The organism is Paenibacillus sp. GXUN7292 (genome assembly GCF_050864975.1).
GTDB lineage: Bacteria > Bacillota > Bacilli > Paenibacillales > Paenibacillaceae > Pristimantibacillus.
The window spans coordinates 1-18,868 of record NZ_JBOZWO010000030.1 but is presented as its reverse complement, the minus strand read 5'-3'; the positions used below and the strand labels follow the sequence as shown (position 1 = coordinate 18,868).

Annotated in this window: 18 protein-coding genes; all 18 read right to left on the bottom strand. The window is 46.6% G+C overall.

From position 1 onward, the window contains the following. Positions 1-229 precede the first annotated feature (229 nt). Entirely contained in the window at positions 230-460 is a 231-nt protein-coding gene (locus ACRRU2_RS20795) for a DUF1146 domain-containing protein (RefSeq protein ID WP_331697752.1), read from the bottom strand. Between the two features lie 130 nt (positions 461-590). Continuing rightward, positions 591-3,812 carry a S8 family serine peptidase gene (locus ACRRU2_RS20790; RefSeq protein WP_432504668.1) on the bottom strand — a complete coding sequence of 1,074 codons (3,222 nt, stop codon included), beginning with the start codon at positions 3,810-3,812 and terminating at the stop codon, positions 591-593. Positions 3,813-4,062: 250 nt separating this feature from the next. After that, positions 4,063-4,272, bottom strand: coding sequence for a hypothetical protein (locus ACRRU2_RS20785; RefSeq protein WP_432504666.1), 210 nt, complete (start codon positions 4,270-4,272; stop codon positions 4,063-4,065). 114 nt (positions 4,273-4,386) lie between these two features. After that, complete coding sequence (locus ACRRU2_RS20780; RefSeq protein WP_432504664.1) at positions 4,387-5,991, bottom strand: NADH-quinone oxidoreductase subunit N; 1,605 nt, start codon at positions 5,989-5,991, stop codon at positions 4,387-4,389. Between the two features lie 4 nt (positions 5,992-5,995). Continuing rightward, entirely contained in the window at positions 5,996-7,624 is a 1,629-nt protein-coding gene (locus ACRRU2_RS20775) for a complex I subunit 4 family protein (protein ID WP_432504662.1), read from the bottom strand. Beyond that, positions 7,624-9,501 carry an NADH-quinone oxidoreductase subunit L gene (gene nuoL, locus ACRRU2_RS20770; protein ID WP_432504660.1) on the bottom strand — a complete coding sequence of 626 codons (1,878 nt, stop codon included), beginning with the start codon at positions 9,499-9,501 and terminating at the stop codon, positions 7,624-7,626. Before nuoL ends, ACRRU2_RS20775 begins: the two co-directional genes overlap by 1 nt. A 5-nt stretch (positions 9,502-9,506) precedes the next feature. Beyond that, positions 9,507-9,809: an NADH-quinone oxidoreductase subunit NuoK gene (nuoK, locus tag ACRRU2_RS20765; protein WP_432504658.1), complete on the bottom strand. Its 303-nt coding sequence runs from the start codon at positions 9,807-9,809 to the stop codon at positions 9,507-9,509. Further along, positions 9,810-10,328: an NADH-quinone oxidoreductase subunit J gene (locus ACRRU2_RS20760; RefSeq protein ID WP_331697760.1), complete on the bottom strand. Its 519-nt coding sequence runs from the start codon at positions 10,326-10,328 to the stop codon at positions 9,810-9,812. Beyond that, on the bottom strand, positions 10,329-10,778 hold the full coding sequence (gene nuoI / locus ACRRU2_RS20755) for an NADH-quinone oxidoreductase subunit NuoI (RefSeq protein ID WP_331697761.1): 450 nt from the start codon (positions 10,776-10,778) through the stop codon (positions 10,329-10,331). Between the two features lie 19 nt (positions 10,779-10,797). Further along, entirely contained in the window at positions 10,798-11,811 is a 1,014-nt protein-coding gene (gene nuoH, locus ACRRU2_RS20750) for an NADH-quinone oxidoreductase subunit NuoH (RefSeq protein ID WP_432504656.1), read from the bottom strand. After that, a complete protein-coding gene (locus ACRRU2_RS20745; protein ID WP_331697763.1) occupies positions 11,811-12,911 on the bottom strand; it encodes an NADH-quinone oxidoreductase subunit D in 1,101 nt (366 codons plus the stop codon). Before ACRRU2_RS20745 ends, nuoH begins: the two co-directional genes overlap by 1 nt. Before the next feature lie 6 nt (positions 12,912-12,917). Further along, complete coding sequence (locus tag ACRRU2_RS20740) at positions 12,918-13,397, bottom strand: NADH-quinone oxidoreductase subunit C (RefSeq protein WP_331697764.1); 480 nt, start codon at positions 13,395-13,397, stop codon at positions 12,918-12,920. Then, entirely contained in the window at positions 13,397-13,912 is a 516-nt protein-coding gene (locus ACRRU2_RS20735; protein ID WP_331697765.1) for a NuoB/complex I 20 kDa subunit family protein, read from the bottom strand. The genes ACRRU2_RS20740 and ACRRU2_RS20735 overlap by 1 nt, the downstream gene beginning before the upstream one ends. Then, positions 13,903-14,268, bottom strand: coding sequence for an NADH-quinone oxidoreductase subunit A (locus ACRRU2_RS20730; protein ID WP_331697766.1), 366 nt, complete (start codon positions 14,266-14,268; stop codon positions 13,903-13,905). Before ACRRU2_RS20730 ends, ACRRU2_RS20735 begins: the two co-directional genes overlap by 10 nt. A gap of 124 nt (positions 14,269-14,392) precedes the next feature. After that, positions 14,393-15,556 carry a GerAB/ArcD/ProY family transporter gene (locus ACRRU2_RS20725; protein ID WP_432504653.1) on the bottom strand — a complete coding sequence of 388 codons (1,164 nt, stop codon included), beginning with the start codon at positions 15,554-15,556 and terminating at the stop codon, positions 14,393-14,395. Positions 15,557-15,573: 17 nt separating this feature from the next. Then, positions 15,574-15,798 (bottom strand): hypothetical protein, encoded by a 225-nt coding sequence (locus ACRRU2_RS20720; protein WP_432504651.1) that lies wholly within the window; start codon positions 15,796-15,798, stop codon positions 15,574-15,576. Between the two features lie 6 nt (positions 15,799-15,804). After that, positions 15,805-17,031 (bottom strand): Ger(x)C family spore germination protein, encoded by a 1,227-nt coding sequence (locus ACRRU2_RS20715; protein WP_432504649.1) that lies wholly within the window; start codon positions 17,029-17,031, stop codon positions 15,805-15,807. Next, on the bottom strand, positions 17,018-18,622 hold the full coding sequence (locus ACRRU2_RS20710) for a spore germination protein (RefSeq protein WP_432504647.1): 1,605 nt from the start codon (positions 18,620-18,622) through the stop codon (positions 17,018-17,020). Before ACRRU2_RS20710 ends, ACRRU2_RS20715 begins: the two co-directional genes overlap by 14 nt. Positions 18,623-18,868: the final 246 nt, after the last annotated feature.

Below are 18,868 nucleotides of genomic sequence, written 5' to 3'. Positions count from 1 at the left end.
GCTGGACGTGCATACTAAGAACCTTATCTCAGGTTCGATTGCTAATCAACTTAAATAATCCTAATTTAAACCTAAATTCCATTTTAGCATTCAGTTACACTAATCGACAAGCTCATTTTATTTGCACATTATGCCTTTCGACCAAAACGGAGTTGATCTTTAAATATTCGACTAATTTCAGCAAATTTTAAAAGCTAGGTAGTTCCATTGTTGACAACTTTCGCTATAGTTATTCCACCAAGCTTTTTAGCATGACAGTGTAATCCCAATACTGCAAAAAAAACTGTGCTAGCAAATGGCCTATAATGACGGCGACTACAACTTGGAACATTCTGGATTTGGCTCCGCGCGGAAAACGAAACAGTCGATCCCACTTTACATCCTGCAACAACACCCAGACGAGGATAATACAAAGCAGGGTTACAACGATTGCAAATAATCCAGCGACTCCAACACTCATAACTGCTCCTTCTTTCCATATATGTCCATACGATGCATTATAGCGCAATGAATAACAGATATATTAATCATATATAAACCCTAAACATACTTTAAAAACTTTTTTTTCATAAGTCTCTACGACGTATAGCCTATTTTTGTACATAAAACCGATACAAAAGTACCGTAAATTCTGCGCGGCTTGCCCGTTTATCCGGTTTAAATACATTAGCTTCAACGCCTGTAAGCTTACCACTGGACCTCATGGCATAAATCATCGAGGCATGCCAATCCGTTACAGCGACATCACTGAAGGGTCGCGAATATGGCGTAAGCGGCTTAATTCCTTCCGCTTTGCCGATAATGACTGCCATCTCAGCCCGCGTGATCGGACGGTCCGGCTTAAAGCTGCCGTCAGGGAAGCCATTAATCCAGCCTTGCTGGACCGCTCTTGCAATATATCCATTGGCCCAATGCGTAGATTGGACATCTAAAAATTTGCGGCTTCCTGATTGCCTCGGTACTGGATTATAGGCTTTGACAATCATGGCCACTGCTTCCGCGCGTGTAATAGAACGGTCAGGAGCAAAGCGATAGTTGCCTACGCCGTTAATAATCCCTCTGTCTGCCAGGCTGACAATTTCTTTTCTGGCCCAGTGGCTGCTTATATCGCTAAAGCCCGCCACCAAAGGCTCCACCTGCAGCTTAAAGCGGTAATATTGACTGTCAAAAGCCTGGCTTGACATCAGCTTAACATAATATACGCCCGGCTGCATTACTTGTTCGCTCGTTTGCAGCTTGCCGCCGCTTTTTGATTGCGTTGTTTGCAATTTTGTCAATGTTTTATCGTAATGCTCCAAAGTTACAATCGCATTTCCAGGGATATCGGACATCTGCAGCGAGACCGTCCCCGGCTCTGTCAGACGATATTGAAACCAGTCGACATCAGCCTTCGTGTCGAATACGCCAATATATTCAGTGCCGCTCTTAATCGTCAACGCTTGATACGACTTATCATTGGGCTCATTAGGATCGCTATACTGTTTTGTATATTCGATTGCAAGCGTATAGGTGCCTAAGGTTGGGCTTGCTTCTGTAGAAATAGCGTTATGAACGCGAATTAAATACTTGCCCGGCGTAACCGAAATGACCGGGGACTTCTCAGCAGCTCCTTCTCCTTCGGTATCATACGTCATAAGCTGTCCGCCTGCTCTTTGAATCGCAAGGCCCGGATCTATTCGAACCGTATCGGTGCTTAAATTAAGCTGCAGCTTGCCGTTTTCTGTGAATTGGATAGCAAACCAGTCACGATCTGCTTTTTTATGAAAATTGCCTGTAATAACCTGCGATTTAGGCTGCAAATTATATGCTTCATAAGATTTGTCGTTCGGTTCATAAGGATCAGGTGCAGGTAAAAAAGTATTCGTCAGCATGTAAGGAATGCTAGCCGTATTATTAGGGTTTGCAAAAGCGATTTGAAAATATTGCTTTCCTTCAGATACAGAAATCGTTAACGATTTGGAAGCCAGTTTAATATTTTCAGAGCTTTGTACCTTCCCTCCTGCGACATGAGTAATGCGAATAGGCTGAGTGCCTTGCTCTTTAGCCGCCAATGACTCATATTTTAACACAATTTCACCGGCAGCCGGAGCGTCAATATAAAACCAATCCTGATCGCTAGGAGCAGTCAGCTCCGCAACCAGATAGGATTGCAAAGGAAGCCTAGCAGCTTCTGTGCTCCTGTTATTCGGTTCATATGCATCCTTTTTCAATTTTGCTGCTACAGCCTTGTCGATTTGCAAAAGTCCATAACCGGATAACTCATCATGTCCGGCTGGACCGATATCCCTGGCGGTCTGACGAAGCAGCTCACGCACCTCATAGGGCTCTAGCTTTGGATGCTGCGCCCAGACAAGCGCTGCCGCCGCTGCAACCTGCGGCGCTGCAAGCGACGTTCCTTCATCCTTGCGGTAACCTCCGCCAAGACCTGTCGTATATACATTCCAGGGTGCTGCTATATCCAGCTCAGGTCCGCTATTTGTTCTCGAATCAGCCGTATTGTCAGGCTTGACACCGCCAACGGCAAACACGGTTGGATATGCGGCCGGGTATTTGACTGCAACTTTGCTGCCCAGCAGCAAACCATCATTGCCCGCAGCGGCTACGAGCAAAACCCCCTTGCTCTCTGCATACTTTACAATGTCCTCCATATAAGGCGAATAACGATACAAGCCTACGGACAGCACTACGATTTTGGCGCCGCTGCGCACAGCCTGCAATATGCCCTCACCTAAATCCTGCTCCGTCCCGTCGCCATGATGATCAAGCGCTTTAATAGGCATTAGCTTTGCTTTCCACAATATCCCCGAAATTCCAAGGCCATTATTGCCTACTGCTCCAAGTACTCCTGCTACACCTGTCCCGTGCCCGTTATCATCCATAGGCGGTTTTTTAGGTGATAAAATATTGTACCCCTCGACCAGATTGGCCTTCAGATCAGGATGATTCAAGTCAACTCCCGTATCAACGATTGCAATAGTTATATTCGTTTGCTCCCGGGCGGTTTCCCACGCCTTGCGTGCCCCAATTTGTGACAAATAACTTTGCTTGGATGAAAAAGGATCGTTAGCGGAAAAAGCTCCTGCATTTGCTTGCACTGCTGAGAGCGCTGCTGCTTGGGACAGCTGTACCTCGTTCTTAAGCGAAGGCTCGGCGCCTGTTGCAGTCTTCTGATGCGCAGGCTTGCTCTCAGCTTGTTCGAAATCATTAGCTTGTTGTCCTTCCAGCTGTGCTGGCTTGTCACTTGTATTTGACTGAGCTTCCTGCTGCTCTGCTTGCTCTTTTGCCGTTTCCTGTTCAGTGATGTCCATTCGTGAATACTCATCGCCCACACCGGACTGAAGCTGCGGCTTAAATGGTCCGCCGTCTGCCTGCAATATATGAACGCTGTAATTCGGATGCACGTAAGCGACGCCTGGCTCTCGCTCCAGGCGCTCCAGCCAATCCGGCACATGGACATGGCTATCGGCAGGACAAATAACCTCTACGGCTGTCTCCGGCTGCCTGCCCAGCACCTTAACGCCATCAAGCGCACGGGCCTGAGCCGCATCCTCCCACTTGAGCAGCCAGCTTTGCGGCTGTGCTTCTTGAACTCCTTCTGCTGCCTCGGCCGCATTATAAGGTGTAGCCGCCTGAGTGACGTTGCTCCCAGGCCAGCCCCCGGCAAATAGCATGGCAAATATGAGGAGCATGAGCACCACGCGGCGCAGCGAAGGGCCAGGCTGCTGAAGCACAGCTCTAATTCCTTTCACTCTGCTCGTAAATAAACAGCACTCTGCAATTAAACGAAAATAAAAATATTTTGCTTTATTCATATTATGCAATCTGCCTTTTGTTTTTAGTAGGTTAATAGATTTACTACTATTAATAATTCGTTCAAAAAGCGGCAAATACCTTCTTTTATCCAATAGTTAGCCGACAAGACACCCTATATTTCGCGCCAATGAGTCTTAAGACCTAACTGGAATAACTAGAGCATTTAGCACCCATATGACAGCAAAAAAGCTGAACGCATGAGAAAGAATTTCCTCTAGCGTTCAGCTTCTATAAATATGCAAAGCCAAGTTAATCAATCCAATAGCGGCGAAGCTGCTCTGCTGTCGTTGCATCAACAGCGCCTTCTTTTATTTTGTTTTCCTTATTTGCAGGCGGAGCAAGCACCGCTCCAGTTTCTTCCCAGCATTTCTGGCAAATCTCTTCATTCCAGCAATTCATAGCATCCGGACAATTGTAACAATATTGCAATAAACCATAAGTTACTGTAGCTTCAGTCATGTGAATCGCTCCCTCATCTGTTCTATGTCTTTATCATAAAACAAGACGCAGCCAAGCGAAGTGATATTTAGCACTTTTAATTGATTATGCCGCTTATATTTTTTCGGGGTGCTGCTACATATTTACTCTAAGATCAAAATATATTTGCACGATAGGATCAATAATCGCCATCAATGCCCCAGGGAACAAACCAAGCAGCAAGCTGCCCGCTGCACAGAACCATATAACGATGCCTGTCGTGACTGGAATATGAATACGGCCATCTGCTTGGACACTTTCTCGCCCGCTATGTTTTTCAGCAGCTTGCTGTTCGGTTGCTCCTGCGCTGCGCATAAACATTTGCCGGATGATGCCAAAATACACATAGTAAGATATTACGCTGCTCAGCACCATAATGGCCAATAGCCAATAAGCTTTCACACTGGCTGCTCCTAATAAAATAAACAGCTTTCCAAAAAATCCTCCGGAAACAGGCAAGCCTGCAAGGGATAATATGATTAAAATCATCGCAACGGCAGTCCATGGAGCTCTATAGTACATACCGGCGAAGCCCCGCAGCTCGTTATGGCCTGCCGCTTCGCTCACTACAGTCAATACAGCGAATGCGCCCACATTCATCAGCATGTAAGCAACCAGATAAAATATGAACTCGTTCAAATTATTGCTATGGACCAGCGAAATGGAGATGCCGATCGGAACGAGCAGAATACCTGCATTGGCAACGCCAGAATAAGCTAACAGCCGCTTCACATTCCATTGTCGCAGCGCGCCGATTGTTCCAACGAGCATCGCAATGGCTGCAATAATAAGTACGATTTTGAATAAATCCTGCTCTGCAGTTGAGGATAACCCATAGCTTGCCCGAAGCAGCACAGCGTACAATATACGCAATGCAAACCCAAGCACAGCCGCTTTCGCTACGACTGACAGAAAAGCAGCTACAGGCGTCGATGCTCCCTGATACACATCCGGTGCCCATGCATGGAACGGAGCGGCAGCAACCTTAATAAAGATCCCTATAAGCATAAACGCAAAGCCCGTATACACGAACGCCTCGTATTGCTGCAGAGCCATTGGCATCGCTTCTTGCATCGCCAGCAGCTCGACAGAGCCCGTTACGCCATATAGATAAGACAGGCCGAACAAGATAAAGGCTGAAGCGATGCTGCCTGTTACTACATACTTAAAGGCAGCCTCCGCGGCCAGAGCATGCTTCCTGCGCAATCCGATCAAAACATAGCTCGATATGCCGAGCAGCTCAAGAGCAACATAAAGGGTAATCAGATTGCCGGACGAGACCAGCATCATCGCACCTAGCGCGGCAGGCAGCAGCATATAAAAATACTCGCCCCTAGCTGTAATATATTGCTCCTGCCGATACGATCCGATTCCCAATAAAAGGATTAGCATAACTGCTAGTAAAATAATCAGCTTCATCCACTCGCCGAAATCATCAACCCGGTAGGTCGCGCCGAGCAGCTCGATTGACTGCGCCGTTTCAGAGCTTGAAAAGCGCTTTGAAAGGTCGTAAATGATAACGCCGATAGCAGAACCAAGCCCGGCTAGCGCCAACCAGCCTATCATCCTTCTTCCACTGCGGGAGGGCAATAGCAAATCAACTGCGACTAGTAAAATAAACATGGCGCTGACGATCAGCTCAGGAGCTAGATAATAGAGATCCGACCAGCTCAGCGGTACTGGCAATTGTCCATCTTTCATCTCCTTACCCTCCTGTCCGCAGCGCTAATAGATGCTGTATATAAGCTGTAGCGCTAAAATCAAGCTTATCCGTCAATACGGATGGATAGCAGCCAAGCAATACAATGAATGAAAGCAGTATTATCATCGGCAGCGCTTCAATGAGCCGCACATCCTTTTTGGCGGCAAGCCACTCTGGCTGCTTGCCGTAAGTGATGCGGAGAACACTGCGCATCACGTAGACAGCCGTGAGAACCAAGCCTGCAGCGCCGATTATAGCTACCGGCTTCATGCTCTCCATGACGCCAAGCAAAGCCAGCAGCTCGCCTATAAAGCCCGACAAGCCCGGTATGCCTGCCAAGGCAAGGCCGGCCACCAGCAGCATGCCGCTCATGAATGGCATGCTGCGCGCGAGCCCACCCAGCTTGCTCAGCTCCGTCGTTTCCGTACGCTCATACAACGTGCCTACAATGAGAAACAGCAGGGCGGAAATAAGCCCGTGCGATACCATTTGCACAATGGCTCCCTGCATGCCAATCTCGTTCATAGCAGCGATGCCAAGCAGCACGATTCCCATATGGCTGACCGATGAATAGGCTAGAACCAGCTTGAAATCCTGCTGCCTAAAGGCAAGCCATGCGCCATACAGCAAATTGACAAGACCGAGAATAGCAAGTGTCAGCGCACCGGCCTTTGCCTGCTCGGGGAACAATAATACGCCATAGCGGAGCAAGCCGTAGGCGCCCATTTTGAGCAAAATAGCCGAATGGATCATAACAACGGGATGCGGCGCTTCTTTATGCACCTTCAGCATCCAGGTGTGGAATGGGAAAACAGGCAGCTTAATAGCGAAAGCAATAAGCAGCAGCGTAAACATCGTCCATTTCATGCCATCGGTCAAGTAAAAGGGATTGATTCCGCCTGCCTGAACAGGCGACATATTTGCCCAGGCTGCCGGATCAGACAGCTGCTGTATAATCGTGCTGTAGCTGCCGCTGTATACCATGTGAAGCACACCGTTTGCATCCTCTATGCGAAAACCGGCCGTGTTCACTAAAATAACAAAAGCAACCAGCATTACAGCAGAGCCTATGCCGTTATAAATTAAAAACTGGTTGGCAGCTTTCTCGCGATTGAAGAAGCCCCAAATGCCAATTAAAAAGTAAGCGGCGACCAACGTAATTTCAAAAAAGATAAAAAATAAAAATAAATCCTGCGCCATAAACACACCAAGCATGGCGAATTCCAATATAAAAAACCAAGCATAAAAGGCTTTACGGCGCTTTTTGATCTGCACCGCAGCCAGTCCTGCCATCGCGGTAACTATTGTTGTCAGAAGAAGCAGCGACAGCGACATGCCATCGATGCCAACCGCATACTGGAATGAAAATTCAGCTTCGCCAACTTCCGAGAGCACCTCTGTATTGAGTGGAACAGACACCCAATCGACCTGCTCTCTATAATCAAAATGGCCCTGTACTTTATCATAATCCACATAAAGCCATATCGATAAAGCCAGCGGCAGCATAGCAGCAGCTACAGCGCCTATGCGCAGCCATTTTGTGCTTCGACTGGGAATAGCAAGCACAACGACAAGTCCCAGCAAGGGCAGTAGCAACAAAATCGATAATACCGGAAATTGCTGAAGCTCCATTACGACAACAGCCCCTTTCCGATCATAATTACAGCAATAATTATTGCGCCGATCAAGCCTGTCAGAACATAAGCCTGAACCTGCCCTCTCTGCAGGGCTGAAATCCATCTGGCAGCTGCATGAGCGAAAGAGCCAAACAGCTGCACAATTCCGCCAATGATGCCTTTATCAAAAAGCAGGAGGGCATTGCCTACGCCGCGATACGGCTTCACGATCACATATTGATAAAATTCATTTATATACAGCCCGTTTTCTAAAACGCGGCCAAACGGAGAAGTCGGCGCTGTTTTTTTGCCGCCATACATTTTGATGCCTAAATATATCCCTGCCAACCCTGCTAATATAGAGCTTAGAAAAGCGATATACGGGAATGCCCCTCCCCCATGAGCAGCTGCTGAATCGCCCAAACTCAGCCATTCCCCTAACCAGCCCTTCCAAGGCGTCTCAACAAAACCAATAGCCAGCGTTATAGCAGCCAGCACAACCAAAGGAATCGTCATTGCACCTGAAGGCTTGGCCGGATCGTCATGCCGTAGGCCTGCCGCTTCCTCGCCCATAAACACCATTACAAATAATCGGGTCATATAAAGCGCTGTTAGCATAGCTGCGATAATGCCTGCAAAAAACAACAGCGGCTCTCTCTGCCAAGCTTCCGCCATAATAGCATCCTTCGACCAAAAGCCTGAAAATGGCGGAATGCCTGACAGAGCCAGCGCTCCTGCAGCAAAAGCCCAGGCTGTCAGCCGCATTTTACGCCCAAGTCCGCCCATCTCGAAAATATTACCAGTGCCGGCATATTGAATAATGCAGCCCGCTCCTAAAAATAACAATGCCTTGAAAAAGGCATGTGTGAGCAAATGAAACACGCCGCTTGTAAGCGCGCCTAGACCCAGCGCCATCATCATAAGTCCAAGCTGGCTAATCGTAGAGTAGGCCAAAATTCGCTTCAAGTCCTTCTGGCCAAGCGCGACTGCGGCTGCGAAGAGCATCGTAAAGCCGCCAACATAAGCAACCGTCTGCATTGCGATAGCCGAAGCCTCGAATATATCAAACGTTCTTGCTACTAAAAAGACGCCTGCCGCAACCATAGTGGCAGCATGAATCAATGCGCTTATCGGCGTTGGCCCTTCCATTGCATCCGGCAGCCAAATATGAAGCGGAAACTGGCCTGATTTGCCGATCGCGCCCAAAAAAATCAATAGTGCCGCAGCCGTTGCCACACTCGTCGTAATCGTGCCCGTCTGCCCTTCAAACACGCTTTGCAGCATCGTAAAGCTGAGCGAGTGGTCCGGCATATACCAGAACAGCAGCAAGATCGCGAGCAGCAGCCCGACATCGCCAACTCTAGTTACAATAAACGCTTTTTTTGCTGCAGCCTTGGCAGCCGGTCGGGCAAACCAAAAGCCAATAAGCAAAAATGAGCTTACGCCGACAATTTCCCAGAAAATATAAAGTGTCAGCAGATTATCAGACAATACAAGGCCGAGCATTGCAAAAACGAATAGCGACAAATAACTGTAAAACACCGTTATGCGCTCGTCACGCTTCATATAGGCTGCAGAATATATATGTACCAGCAGACTTACCAAAGATACCATGACCAGCATCATAGCTATAAAATTCGTTACTTCAAAACCGATTCGCAGCGAATACTGCCCCACTGACAGCCAGCTGATATCATAGCTGTATTCAGTCGCGTTTGGCTTAAGGCGCTCAACTAGCACTAGCAAGGATAATAGAAAAGAAAGCAAGGATGCCGTTGTTCCGACGAGCACCCCCGCCGCTCTATTATTTTTGCCGAGCGCCATCAAGGCTAGAAAAGCTACGAGTGGAAACAGCGGAATTAGCCAAGCTGATTGGGAGTATGTTTCTGTCATCCGCTTTACCTCCTCATCGCATTGAATTCATCAACCTGTACGGTTCCTCGCGCCCGAAACAGCGCAATTACGATAGCGATAGCAACTGCGGCTTCCGCCGCACCGATTGTTATAGTGAACAAGGAATAAATATGTCCCGTTAAGGAGGGGATAACCCCATACTTGGAAAAGGCGATTAAATTAAGATTAGCCGCGCCCAGCATAAGCTCAATGGACAGCAACACGATTATTGCGTTGCGCCGTACCAGGGCGCCATATAAGCCGATACAAAATAATATGGCAGCAAGCGTCAAATAGGAGGATAGCATTTACTCATCCGCCTCCTTCTTGGCAATTGCAATGGCACCGATAAAAGCAACTGTAAGCAAAACAGACAGCAGCTCGAACGGAATAACATAACCGGTATAAATCAGCTGCCCGATGGAGAAGGTCTGATCTCCTTCATAATGGGCCACAGCAGGCTCAGGCAGCTCTGTCGTGCGGATCACAAAAAACAATAGGCCAAACAAGCATAGCGCGCCAACTGCGCATAATACCTCGTATAGCACCTTGGGCTGTATTTCGCTGTCCTGCTTGTGATTGGTCATCATCATTCCAAATATCATCAGAATGGATATAGCTCCTACATAAATAAGCACCTGTACAAACGCCACAAACTCAGCATCCAGCAATATAAATATGCCTGCAAGCCCGATAAAAGCAGCCGACATGGAAAGCACCATATGAACAACCTTATTTAAGCTGAGCATAAGCACTGCGCCGCCTATTGTCATGACCGAAAAGAGAAAAAATACGAACAGCTCTCCCGTATTGGCTATATTAAACAATTATTTGGCGCCTCCTTTGCTAGGCGCGCCAATATTATTATTATCCTGGCGCACTAGCGTATTGTTGTCAGACAGCCACTGCGCATCCTTGTACAGCTCATCACGGCTGTATGCAGCCAGCTCAAAGTGGTTCGTCATAACAATAGCTTCAGTCGGACATACCTCGGTGCATAAATCGCATAAAATACAAATTTCAAAATTAATATCAAATGTGTCAATAACTTTGCCCCGTTTCTCCGGGTCAGGGTTAGCCTTGCCTGTCAGTGTAATGCAATCGGTAGGGCAAATGCGCGCACACTGATTGCATACGATGCACAGCTCGGGTATAAAATGCTGAATACCGCGAAAGCGGTCCGGCATTTCAAAAGGTACATCGGGATAGGACGTCGTAACTTTTGATGAGGTCATAGATTTGAACGTAACGCCAAGCCCCTTCATCCAGCCATTCATTGTCTCTCCTCCTTTATCCCTATTTCACCCATAATTCCATATAAACAGCCGTTACCAGTACATTTAGCAGCGCAAGCGGCAGCAGCACCTTCCATGCCAGGCTCATCAATTGATCGACCCGGACACGCGGGAACGTAGCCCGTATCCAAAACAATGAGAAGACGATAAAGAGAAACTTCAAAAGAAACCATAGAATAGGCGGGATAAATGTTAAAAACGGCGCAGGAGCATGCCAGCCTCCAAGGAAAAGCACCGTAGTCAGCGCTGCTATCGCGTACACATAGACATACTCGGCGAGCATAAAGAATGCAAAGCGAAAGCCGCTGTATTCGACATGATAGCCTGCTACAAGCTCCGATTCCGCTTCAGGCAAATCAAATGGCGTACGATTGAGCTCGGACAGCGCAGCTATAAAAAATACGCAAAAGCCGATAATCTGGGGCAGCAAATGCCAATTCCAAAACCAGCCCCCGCCCTGCGCTGCAACGATTTCTCTCAGATTCAAGCTGCCGCTCAGCATGATGACGCCTGTAACAGATATGACAAGCGGCACTTCATAGCTTATCATTTGAGCGGCGGACCGCATGCCGCCTAGCAGCGCATATTTATTATTGGAAGCCCAGCCGCCTATAATCATAGACAGTGTCGTAATTCCCGACAACGCTACATAATACAGCAAGCCTACATTCAAATCTGCAAAATACAGGTTTTGTGTATAGGGAATCACAGCCAGTACGGAGAACGCGGGAATATAAGCAAGAACAGGCGCCAATATAAAAAGCAGCCGATCTGCCTTCCTCGGAATAACATCCTCCTTCATCAGCAGCTTGGCTATATCAGCGACCGTTTGCAATAGCCCAAGCGGTCCTACCCGGCTCGGCCCCTTACGCAGCTGCATCCAGCCGATTACTTTTCTCTCGAAATAAATAGCGTATGTAACGAAGCCTAACACAAGTAACAGAAATACGACAACCCATAAAAAAATAATAGCTGCATTGCCCCAAGTCATCGCTTCGTCCAGCAGATCTCCCATTAGCAGTCGACCTCCCCAACCACGATATCAATGCCTCCGAGAATCGTAATAAGATTAGTCATCGTCTCGCCAATAAGCAGCTTGGGCAGCAGCTGCAAATTAATAAAGGACGGCCTTCTGAACTTCAAGCGGTACGGCTCTGCCTTGCCCTTCGATACAATATGGCAGCCAATTTCGCCGCGCGGGGACTCTATGCGCACATACGCTTCCCCTTCCGGCGGCCTTATAACACGCGGAACTTTTCCCATCGTTGGCCCATCCTCAGGAAACTGCTCCAATGCCTGTCGCAATATGCGCAGGCTTTGCTTGATTTCTTCGAGCCGTATGCGGTAACGGTCGTAGCAATCTCCATTGCGGCCAAGCGGAACGTCAAATTCAAACCGATCATACAAGCAGTAAGGCTCAGCCTTGCGCAAATCCCAATCTACGCCCGTGCATCTTAGGTTTGCGCCCGACAGCCCGTAATCAATCGCTGTTGCGGCGTCATATTGGCCGATTCCTTTAATTCGCGCCAGAAATACCTCATTGCCGCTAACAAGCCGGTCATATTCGTCCAGCTTTTTCTCCATATATGGAACAAAATCGCGCACCTTGTCAATCCAGCCGGGCGGAGCATCCCACTTCACGCCGCCAACTCTCATGTAATTATAAGTAAGCCTGGAGCCGCACAGCTCATTGAACATATTGATGATCATTTCTCTATCGCGAAAAGCATATAGAAACGGACTCATCGCTCCCATATCAAGCAAATAAGTGCCCCACCATACCAAATGGCTGGCGACCCGCTGCAGCTCCATTACGATAAGCCGCATAAATTCAGCGCGCAATGGAATCTCCAGCCCCATCATCGTTTCTACGGTATGAACCAGAACATAGTTATTCGTCATGGCTGATACATAATCCATGCGATCTGTATAAGGAATAATTTGTGTATAATTCAAGCTTTCTGCAATCTTTTCTGTCCCTCTATGCAAATACCCCATAACAGGCGTCGCCTCTGTGATGACCTCTCCGTCAAGCTTGACGATTATTCGAAATACGCCATGTGTGCTGGGATGCTGCGGACCGACATTAAGCAACAGCTCTTCCGTCCGTATCACAGGCTGCTACACCTCCGAATCAAGCGGCTTATAATCTTTGCGAAGCGGATAACCAACCCAATCATCAGGCATCATAATTCGGCGCAAATCTGGATGCTCTCTAAATTGTATGCCGAGCAAATCATATATTTCCCTTTCGTTCCAATTAGCTGCTGACCAAACAGCGGATACAGATGGAAGGCTGGGCTCCTCCCGTGATACGGACACTTTAATCGCAAGCGTCTGTCCAGACTGCATCGACAACAAATGATAGACAGCCTCCATATGTTCTTCGTAATCCACACCGGATATATTGCGAAGATAATGATATCCGAGCGCATCATGATGCTTTAGAAGCCTGGCAGCATCCAGCCAGCTGTCTGCCGCGAGCTCCAGCGTGGGCATCTGACCGCTCAGCTCATTCAAATAAGCAGCTTTGACAGCCCCTGCCGGCAAAGCCTCGGACAATAAATCAGATACTTTGCTCAGCTCTTCCTGCTCCCTCATTATCCGGTCACCTTCTTCCCCGGCCGCGACTCTATACGAATTTTCTCTTGCAGCTTGTTTATTCCGTATATTAATGCAACCGGGCTTGGCGGACAGCCGGGAATATACACATCCACCGGCACAATCTGATCAACGCCTTTAATGACCGCATAGGAATGGACATACGGACCGCCTGCAGTTGCGCAAGAGCCCATAGCGATAACCCACTTCGGCTCTGGCATCTGATCGTACAAGCGGCGCAGCAGCGGCCCCATCTTTTTCGTTACAGTACCAGATACAATCATTACATCGGATTGCCTAGGGGAGGTTCGGAACATAACGCCGAATCGGTCCAGATCGTAATGTGAAGCTCCTGTACCCATCATTTCAATCGCACAGCAGGCCAGTCCAAAAGTTAGCGGCCATAACGAATTGCTTCTTGCCCACCCCTTCAGCTGCTCCAGCGTTCCCCAAAAAACATTTCGCTCCAGCTCCCGGCGATCCTCTAATGAAATAGACTCCAGATTCAATTCCATTTCAACACCTTCTTCTTCCAGGCATATAGAAGCCCTATTAACAGCATCCCTGCAAAAATGATCATTTCGAACAGCACAAAAAGACCGAGCTTCTGATATGCTACGGCCCAAGGATATAAGAAAACGGTTTCGACCTCAAAGATGACAAACATAAGTGCGAACAAATAATAACGGATGTTGAATCGAACCTGGCCTTCGCCTACCGGCTCATTGCCGCTTTCGTACGTAGTCTGCTTCGATTGCGTAGGACGATGCGGTCTAAGCAAGCGGCCTGCGGTAAGTGCAACTACAGGAAGCAATATTCCCATTACGATAAAAACTGCGACGACGATGTAATTGTTCATGTAGGTGTCCATACAATCGCCTCCGTCATATGATTTGCCGCGGAGCGAATCCGCGCATGCAATTTACCCCACAATTATAACAAAACCTTCCACCTTCGTCTATGATGCCTGTTATCCTCTGCCTTTCGATTATCATTCACTCCTCCAGCTTCTGCGCCAATTTCTCTCCTCCTCCATTACTATCATACTGATGCTTTCTATGGAACATGACAGCTATTGCAAACAAGAGAAGCGGTATAACAATTCCTTGCAGAATACTATAAGGCCCCCATATATTGAGGGAAAAGTGTTTGGCATGTCCAATATTGCGGTAAAGCGTCATCGAGAGCGGTATTATAACGGCGATATATGGCAAAATAATAGGTCTGTAATTGCTAAGCTTAAACAGCTTGGAGGTTAACAAGCATAACACATATACGCATACGACCAGCTTCATAAAGGATGAGCCAATCCATACTAGCGCTACCAGCACCTCTACCCTGACTACAATTTCTTCAATATTAATATTTTTGGCCATATCAAATATGGCGAACTGACTGCGGCTTGTTTCAAAAATGCCAAGCACTCCTTGCAGAAGCAGCACAAGGATGAGACCTGTTGCAGCAATCGCTATGACAGACCAAACCATACTCTTTTTTAGCTTAGGCCGGTCTTCCTCCTTAACCATAGGCAGCAATAATGTCATAAAAACATATTCTGCAACAGGAAACCCCATCAAGACTTTCATTCCTCTAAGAATCGGCAGCCAGCCCTCATACAATAACGGCTCAAAACGGTGTATATTAAATTGGTTGTATAACGCAAGCACCACGACAATAATAACTGCAATGGTCCAGAAATAAATGATCTCGCCTAATCTGGCGATTGTTTCAATGCCTAGGAACACGCCATACAACACTACAAGCATAAACGTTACATTGATAAACAAAGGAGGCGTAATCGGCAGTACAGACAAATTAAGAAATTCTGAGATGTTATTTAACACAAATGAGCTTAGCATAAGAAAATAAAAGACAAACAAAGCCGTAATCAGCTTGCCGCCAAACCAGCCTAATAATTTTTCAGAATACTGGGCAATTGAAAGATTCGGAAAACGCTCTGATAAATAGATGTAAAGCAAGGGTACCAAAATTTGCAAAGGAATAACAAGCAGCATCGTAATCCACGCATCCTGCTTCGCAACGATTGTGACCATAGTGGGAACGATAAGCACAGCACTTCCAATGGAATACAAATATAACAGCTTGGCTAGCTGGCTGGCTGATATTTTTGTGTTATTTATATCTGTTAATTGACTCATTATGTAACACCTCCAATCTAAAAATTCATTAGTTTAACGAGCGGCGTAATCGCTATTTCTATCCAGCTAATAGGATTGGGCACCGTCAACTTTAACCGCATTCCCACATACAAATAAGTGGCGATTGCTAAAAGCAGCAGAGAGAAAGTCAATTCCTTATACTGCTTCTTCTTGGATAAAAAAGAAATATAGAAGATGCTGATTATAATAGTCAGCACTATTGCGATTATGCAGCTCGTCATCAGCAGTCACTCCAATACGGCATCATCTCTTACACCGGCGCCTTTAATAATCGTTTTGCACACAATTTCATATTCTATATTGGAAAACAGATTTGGCCACTCTTGATTAATTTTTTTCCAAAGGCTAGGACGTTCTCTGTATATAAGCGTTCCCCAACCAAGCACGTCAGACTTTAATCGTTTTTGCAAGGTCCGGACAGTGGCTTCAATCTCCTCTTCTATAGCCTTGCTGGTCTGGTCGCTTATCTGCTTCAGTACGGCTTCATCTGTAACGGATAGAGACGAGCACATTACTTCTCGTATACTGGCCATTATATCTATCCTTACTTTAATGACTGGCATGCCTTTATCATCAATTTTGCTTTTCACAGCCGATATCGATTTTTGAATTTCAACCATCAGATTTCTCTTTTCGTTCGGGCATTGCAGCTTGACAACTGTACTTACAATTTTATTTTTCAACCAGCCGTAGCCCCTTGATTCTGTTGGAGTCAAATAACCTGCCAGCTTCCCATTTCTGAACACAGCCATCGAAGCAACAGTCGGATAGGACTCTGGCTGAATGGGCGTTATATTATCTTCTTTACTTTTGTTTTCCTTGTTCCCTATGATTCTAATGGCCGGAACAGCTACCTGCTCCTTGCCCCTACCCGCTACACGAATAATGTCCTGTACGGTAACATGATGATTGCTCCCATAGGAAAACTCATTGACTAAAATGGATTGATACAGCTGATTTGCAGGGATTGACTCTAATTGCATCGTCATATCCAGCAGGTCTTTGGCTGAGGCGCTTTGAATGATTGCAACGGATATATCTCCTCGTATATCCGGATTGCGTTCAATCAGATCCAGCAGCGGATATATGCCTTTCTTTGCAATGCCTTCACTAATAATAAGCATCTGGGTGTGAGAGAAAAATAAACGTCTCGATGTTTTGCTCGACATTTTCCGGATGGCTTCAAATAAAGTATCCCCGGTTTCTGTAAATATGGTGACTGGAGGCCCGCTAGAAACAACTTTTGTATCAGCCGATGCGTTCTGCGTTAATACTACCTGGGCGGTAACCTGCAGCAAATGCTGCCCAGACGGATCTTCATCGATTCCAAGCGCCATCACGACACCGAGCTTGTCCAAATACCGCAAATCCCAGCAGCCGGCAAGCGTCAGCATAGAGCTGATCAGCGCCCCCATCATGAAGACCGCAAGCAGTCTGCTTTTACGTCTGATCATTAGACTGCTCCTCCTCCGGCTGTTGAACCTGCTCTCGCTGCCGGTTATTTCCTGCAAGCAATTGCGGGCGCAGCTTCATTTTCCATAACGGGGCTCTAATTATAGAATCCTTCCAGTCACTTGCTAGAAATGGAGCAAATGGCTTCAAGTAAGGCATGCCGATCGAACGCAAATGACTTAAATGCAGAAGAAGAAGCAGCAGAATGAGACTAATTCCATAAAAGCCGAGTGTAGAAGCAGCCAGCAGCAGCAGAAACCGCAGCAATCTAGCCGCAATCCCTAAGTTATAAGCCGGAGAAACAAAGCTTGTAATTGCTGTGAAAGATACGACAATTACGACTGCCGGCGATACAATACCGGCTTCGACAATGGATTGTCCGATAACCAAACCGCCCACTATGGATACCGTATTGCCTGCGGCTATCGGCATGCGTAGTACAGCCTCGCGCAATATTTCAAATACGAACTCCATTAAAAATGCTTCCAGGTATGCAGGAAACGGAACACCTTCGCGCTGGGCAGCCAGCTTGAGCAGCAAAGGGGTTGGAATCATTTCTTGATGATAGCTGACAATGGCTACATAAATGGATGGCATCAGCAAAGCAAGAAAAAAAGAAATAAAGCGCAGCAAACGTAAAAATGTGGCGATATCAAAGCGCTGGTAATAATCTTCCGCTGCTTGGAAGAAGGAATTTAGTGAAACTGGCATAATTAAGGCAAATGGAGAGCCATCGACCATAATGACAATTCTTCCCTCTAGCAGCATCCCTGCAATTACATCCGGCCGCTCATTGTTAATAATCGTAGGAAACAAGGTCCACTTCTGATCTGTAATTAATTCTTCTATATAGTTTGTTTCCAGCACGCCGTCTATATCAATTGCTTCCAGCCGTTCTCGCAATGTTTGCATCACTTTTTCATCTGCAAGTCCTTTGATATAAACCATGCTGACAGGCGTTTGGCTCAGCTTGCCGATTGTCCACATCTCAGACCAAAGCTTTGGGCTGCGCAATTTTTTTCTTATTAGAGCCATATTCGTATAAAGGGATTCCGTAAAGCCTTCCTTCGGGCCTCGAATCGTCATTTCAGTTTTAGGCTCTTCTATGCCTCTACCTTCGCCTCCGGGTACCTTTGCGAATAAAGCAGTGTCAAAGCCGTTAATAAAGACCATGCAGCCGCATAAAAATAAATAACGATAAAAAATACCCCAATCGCTGATTAGCTCGACTGAGCTAATCGCAACCAAGCGGTTTCGCAGCAAGTCTGGCGTAATTTTTTCACTATTATCCTCATTAGCGTAAATTTGCAACGGCTCGACGATAAATTTATTTATACTTTCATCGCTTACTATGCCGTCGATATAAACGATAAGGAACTCGTTCTGTGCAGCGTCATTTAATATAAGCTTCCGTATCGATACGTCACGGCTGTCGCCCAAATCCTGTTTTATTTTTTCTTGGTTTTTAGTAATAGAATCGAATAAAGGAACACCTGCATACTCTTGCTCCTGCTCTTGCTCATGCTTTGCAATAAGCGGCATTTGCTTTTTTCTGCGAAGCGTTTTACGCCCAGATTGTAGTTTGCTGCCCATGAACAATGCTCCCTTCTGTACAAGAATACTCTCTTAGCATTGCTTATTGATGGCAATTTTATGTACTGACTCTTAACATAGTGAACGCAGACTCAATTTAAATAGCAAATAGAACGAAGATAAACGTCTCCGCCGTCTTTGGAAAGGCGTGTTTACCGATGAATGATAAGAACAAGTTTATAGAAAAACTTATAAATTCTTATCATTAAGAACAAAATCACCTATCGGTGACCTAACTTGCCATCA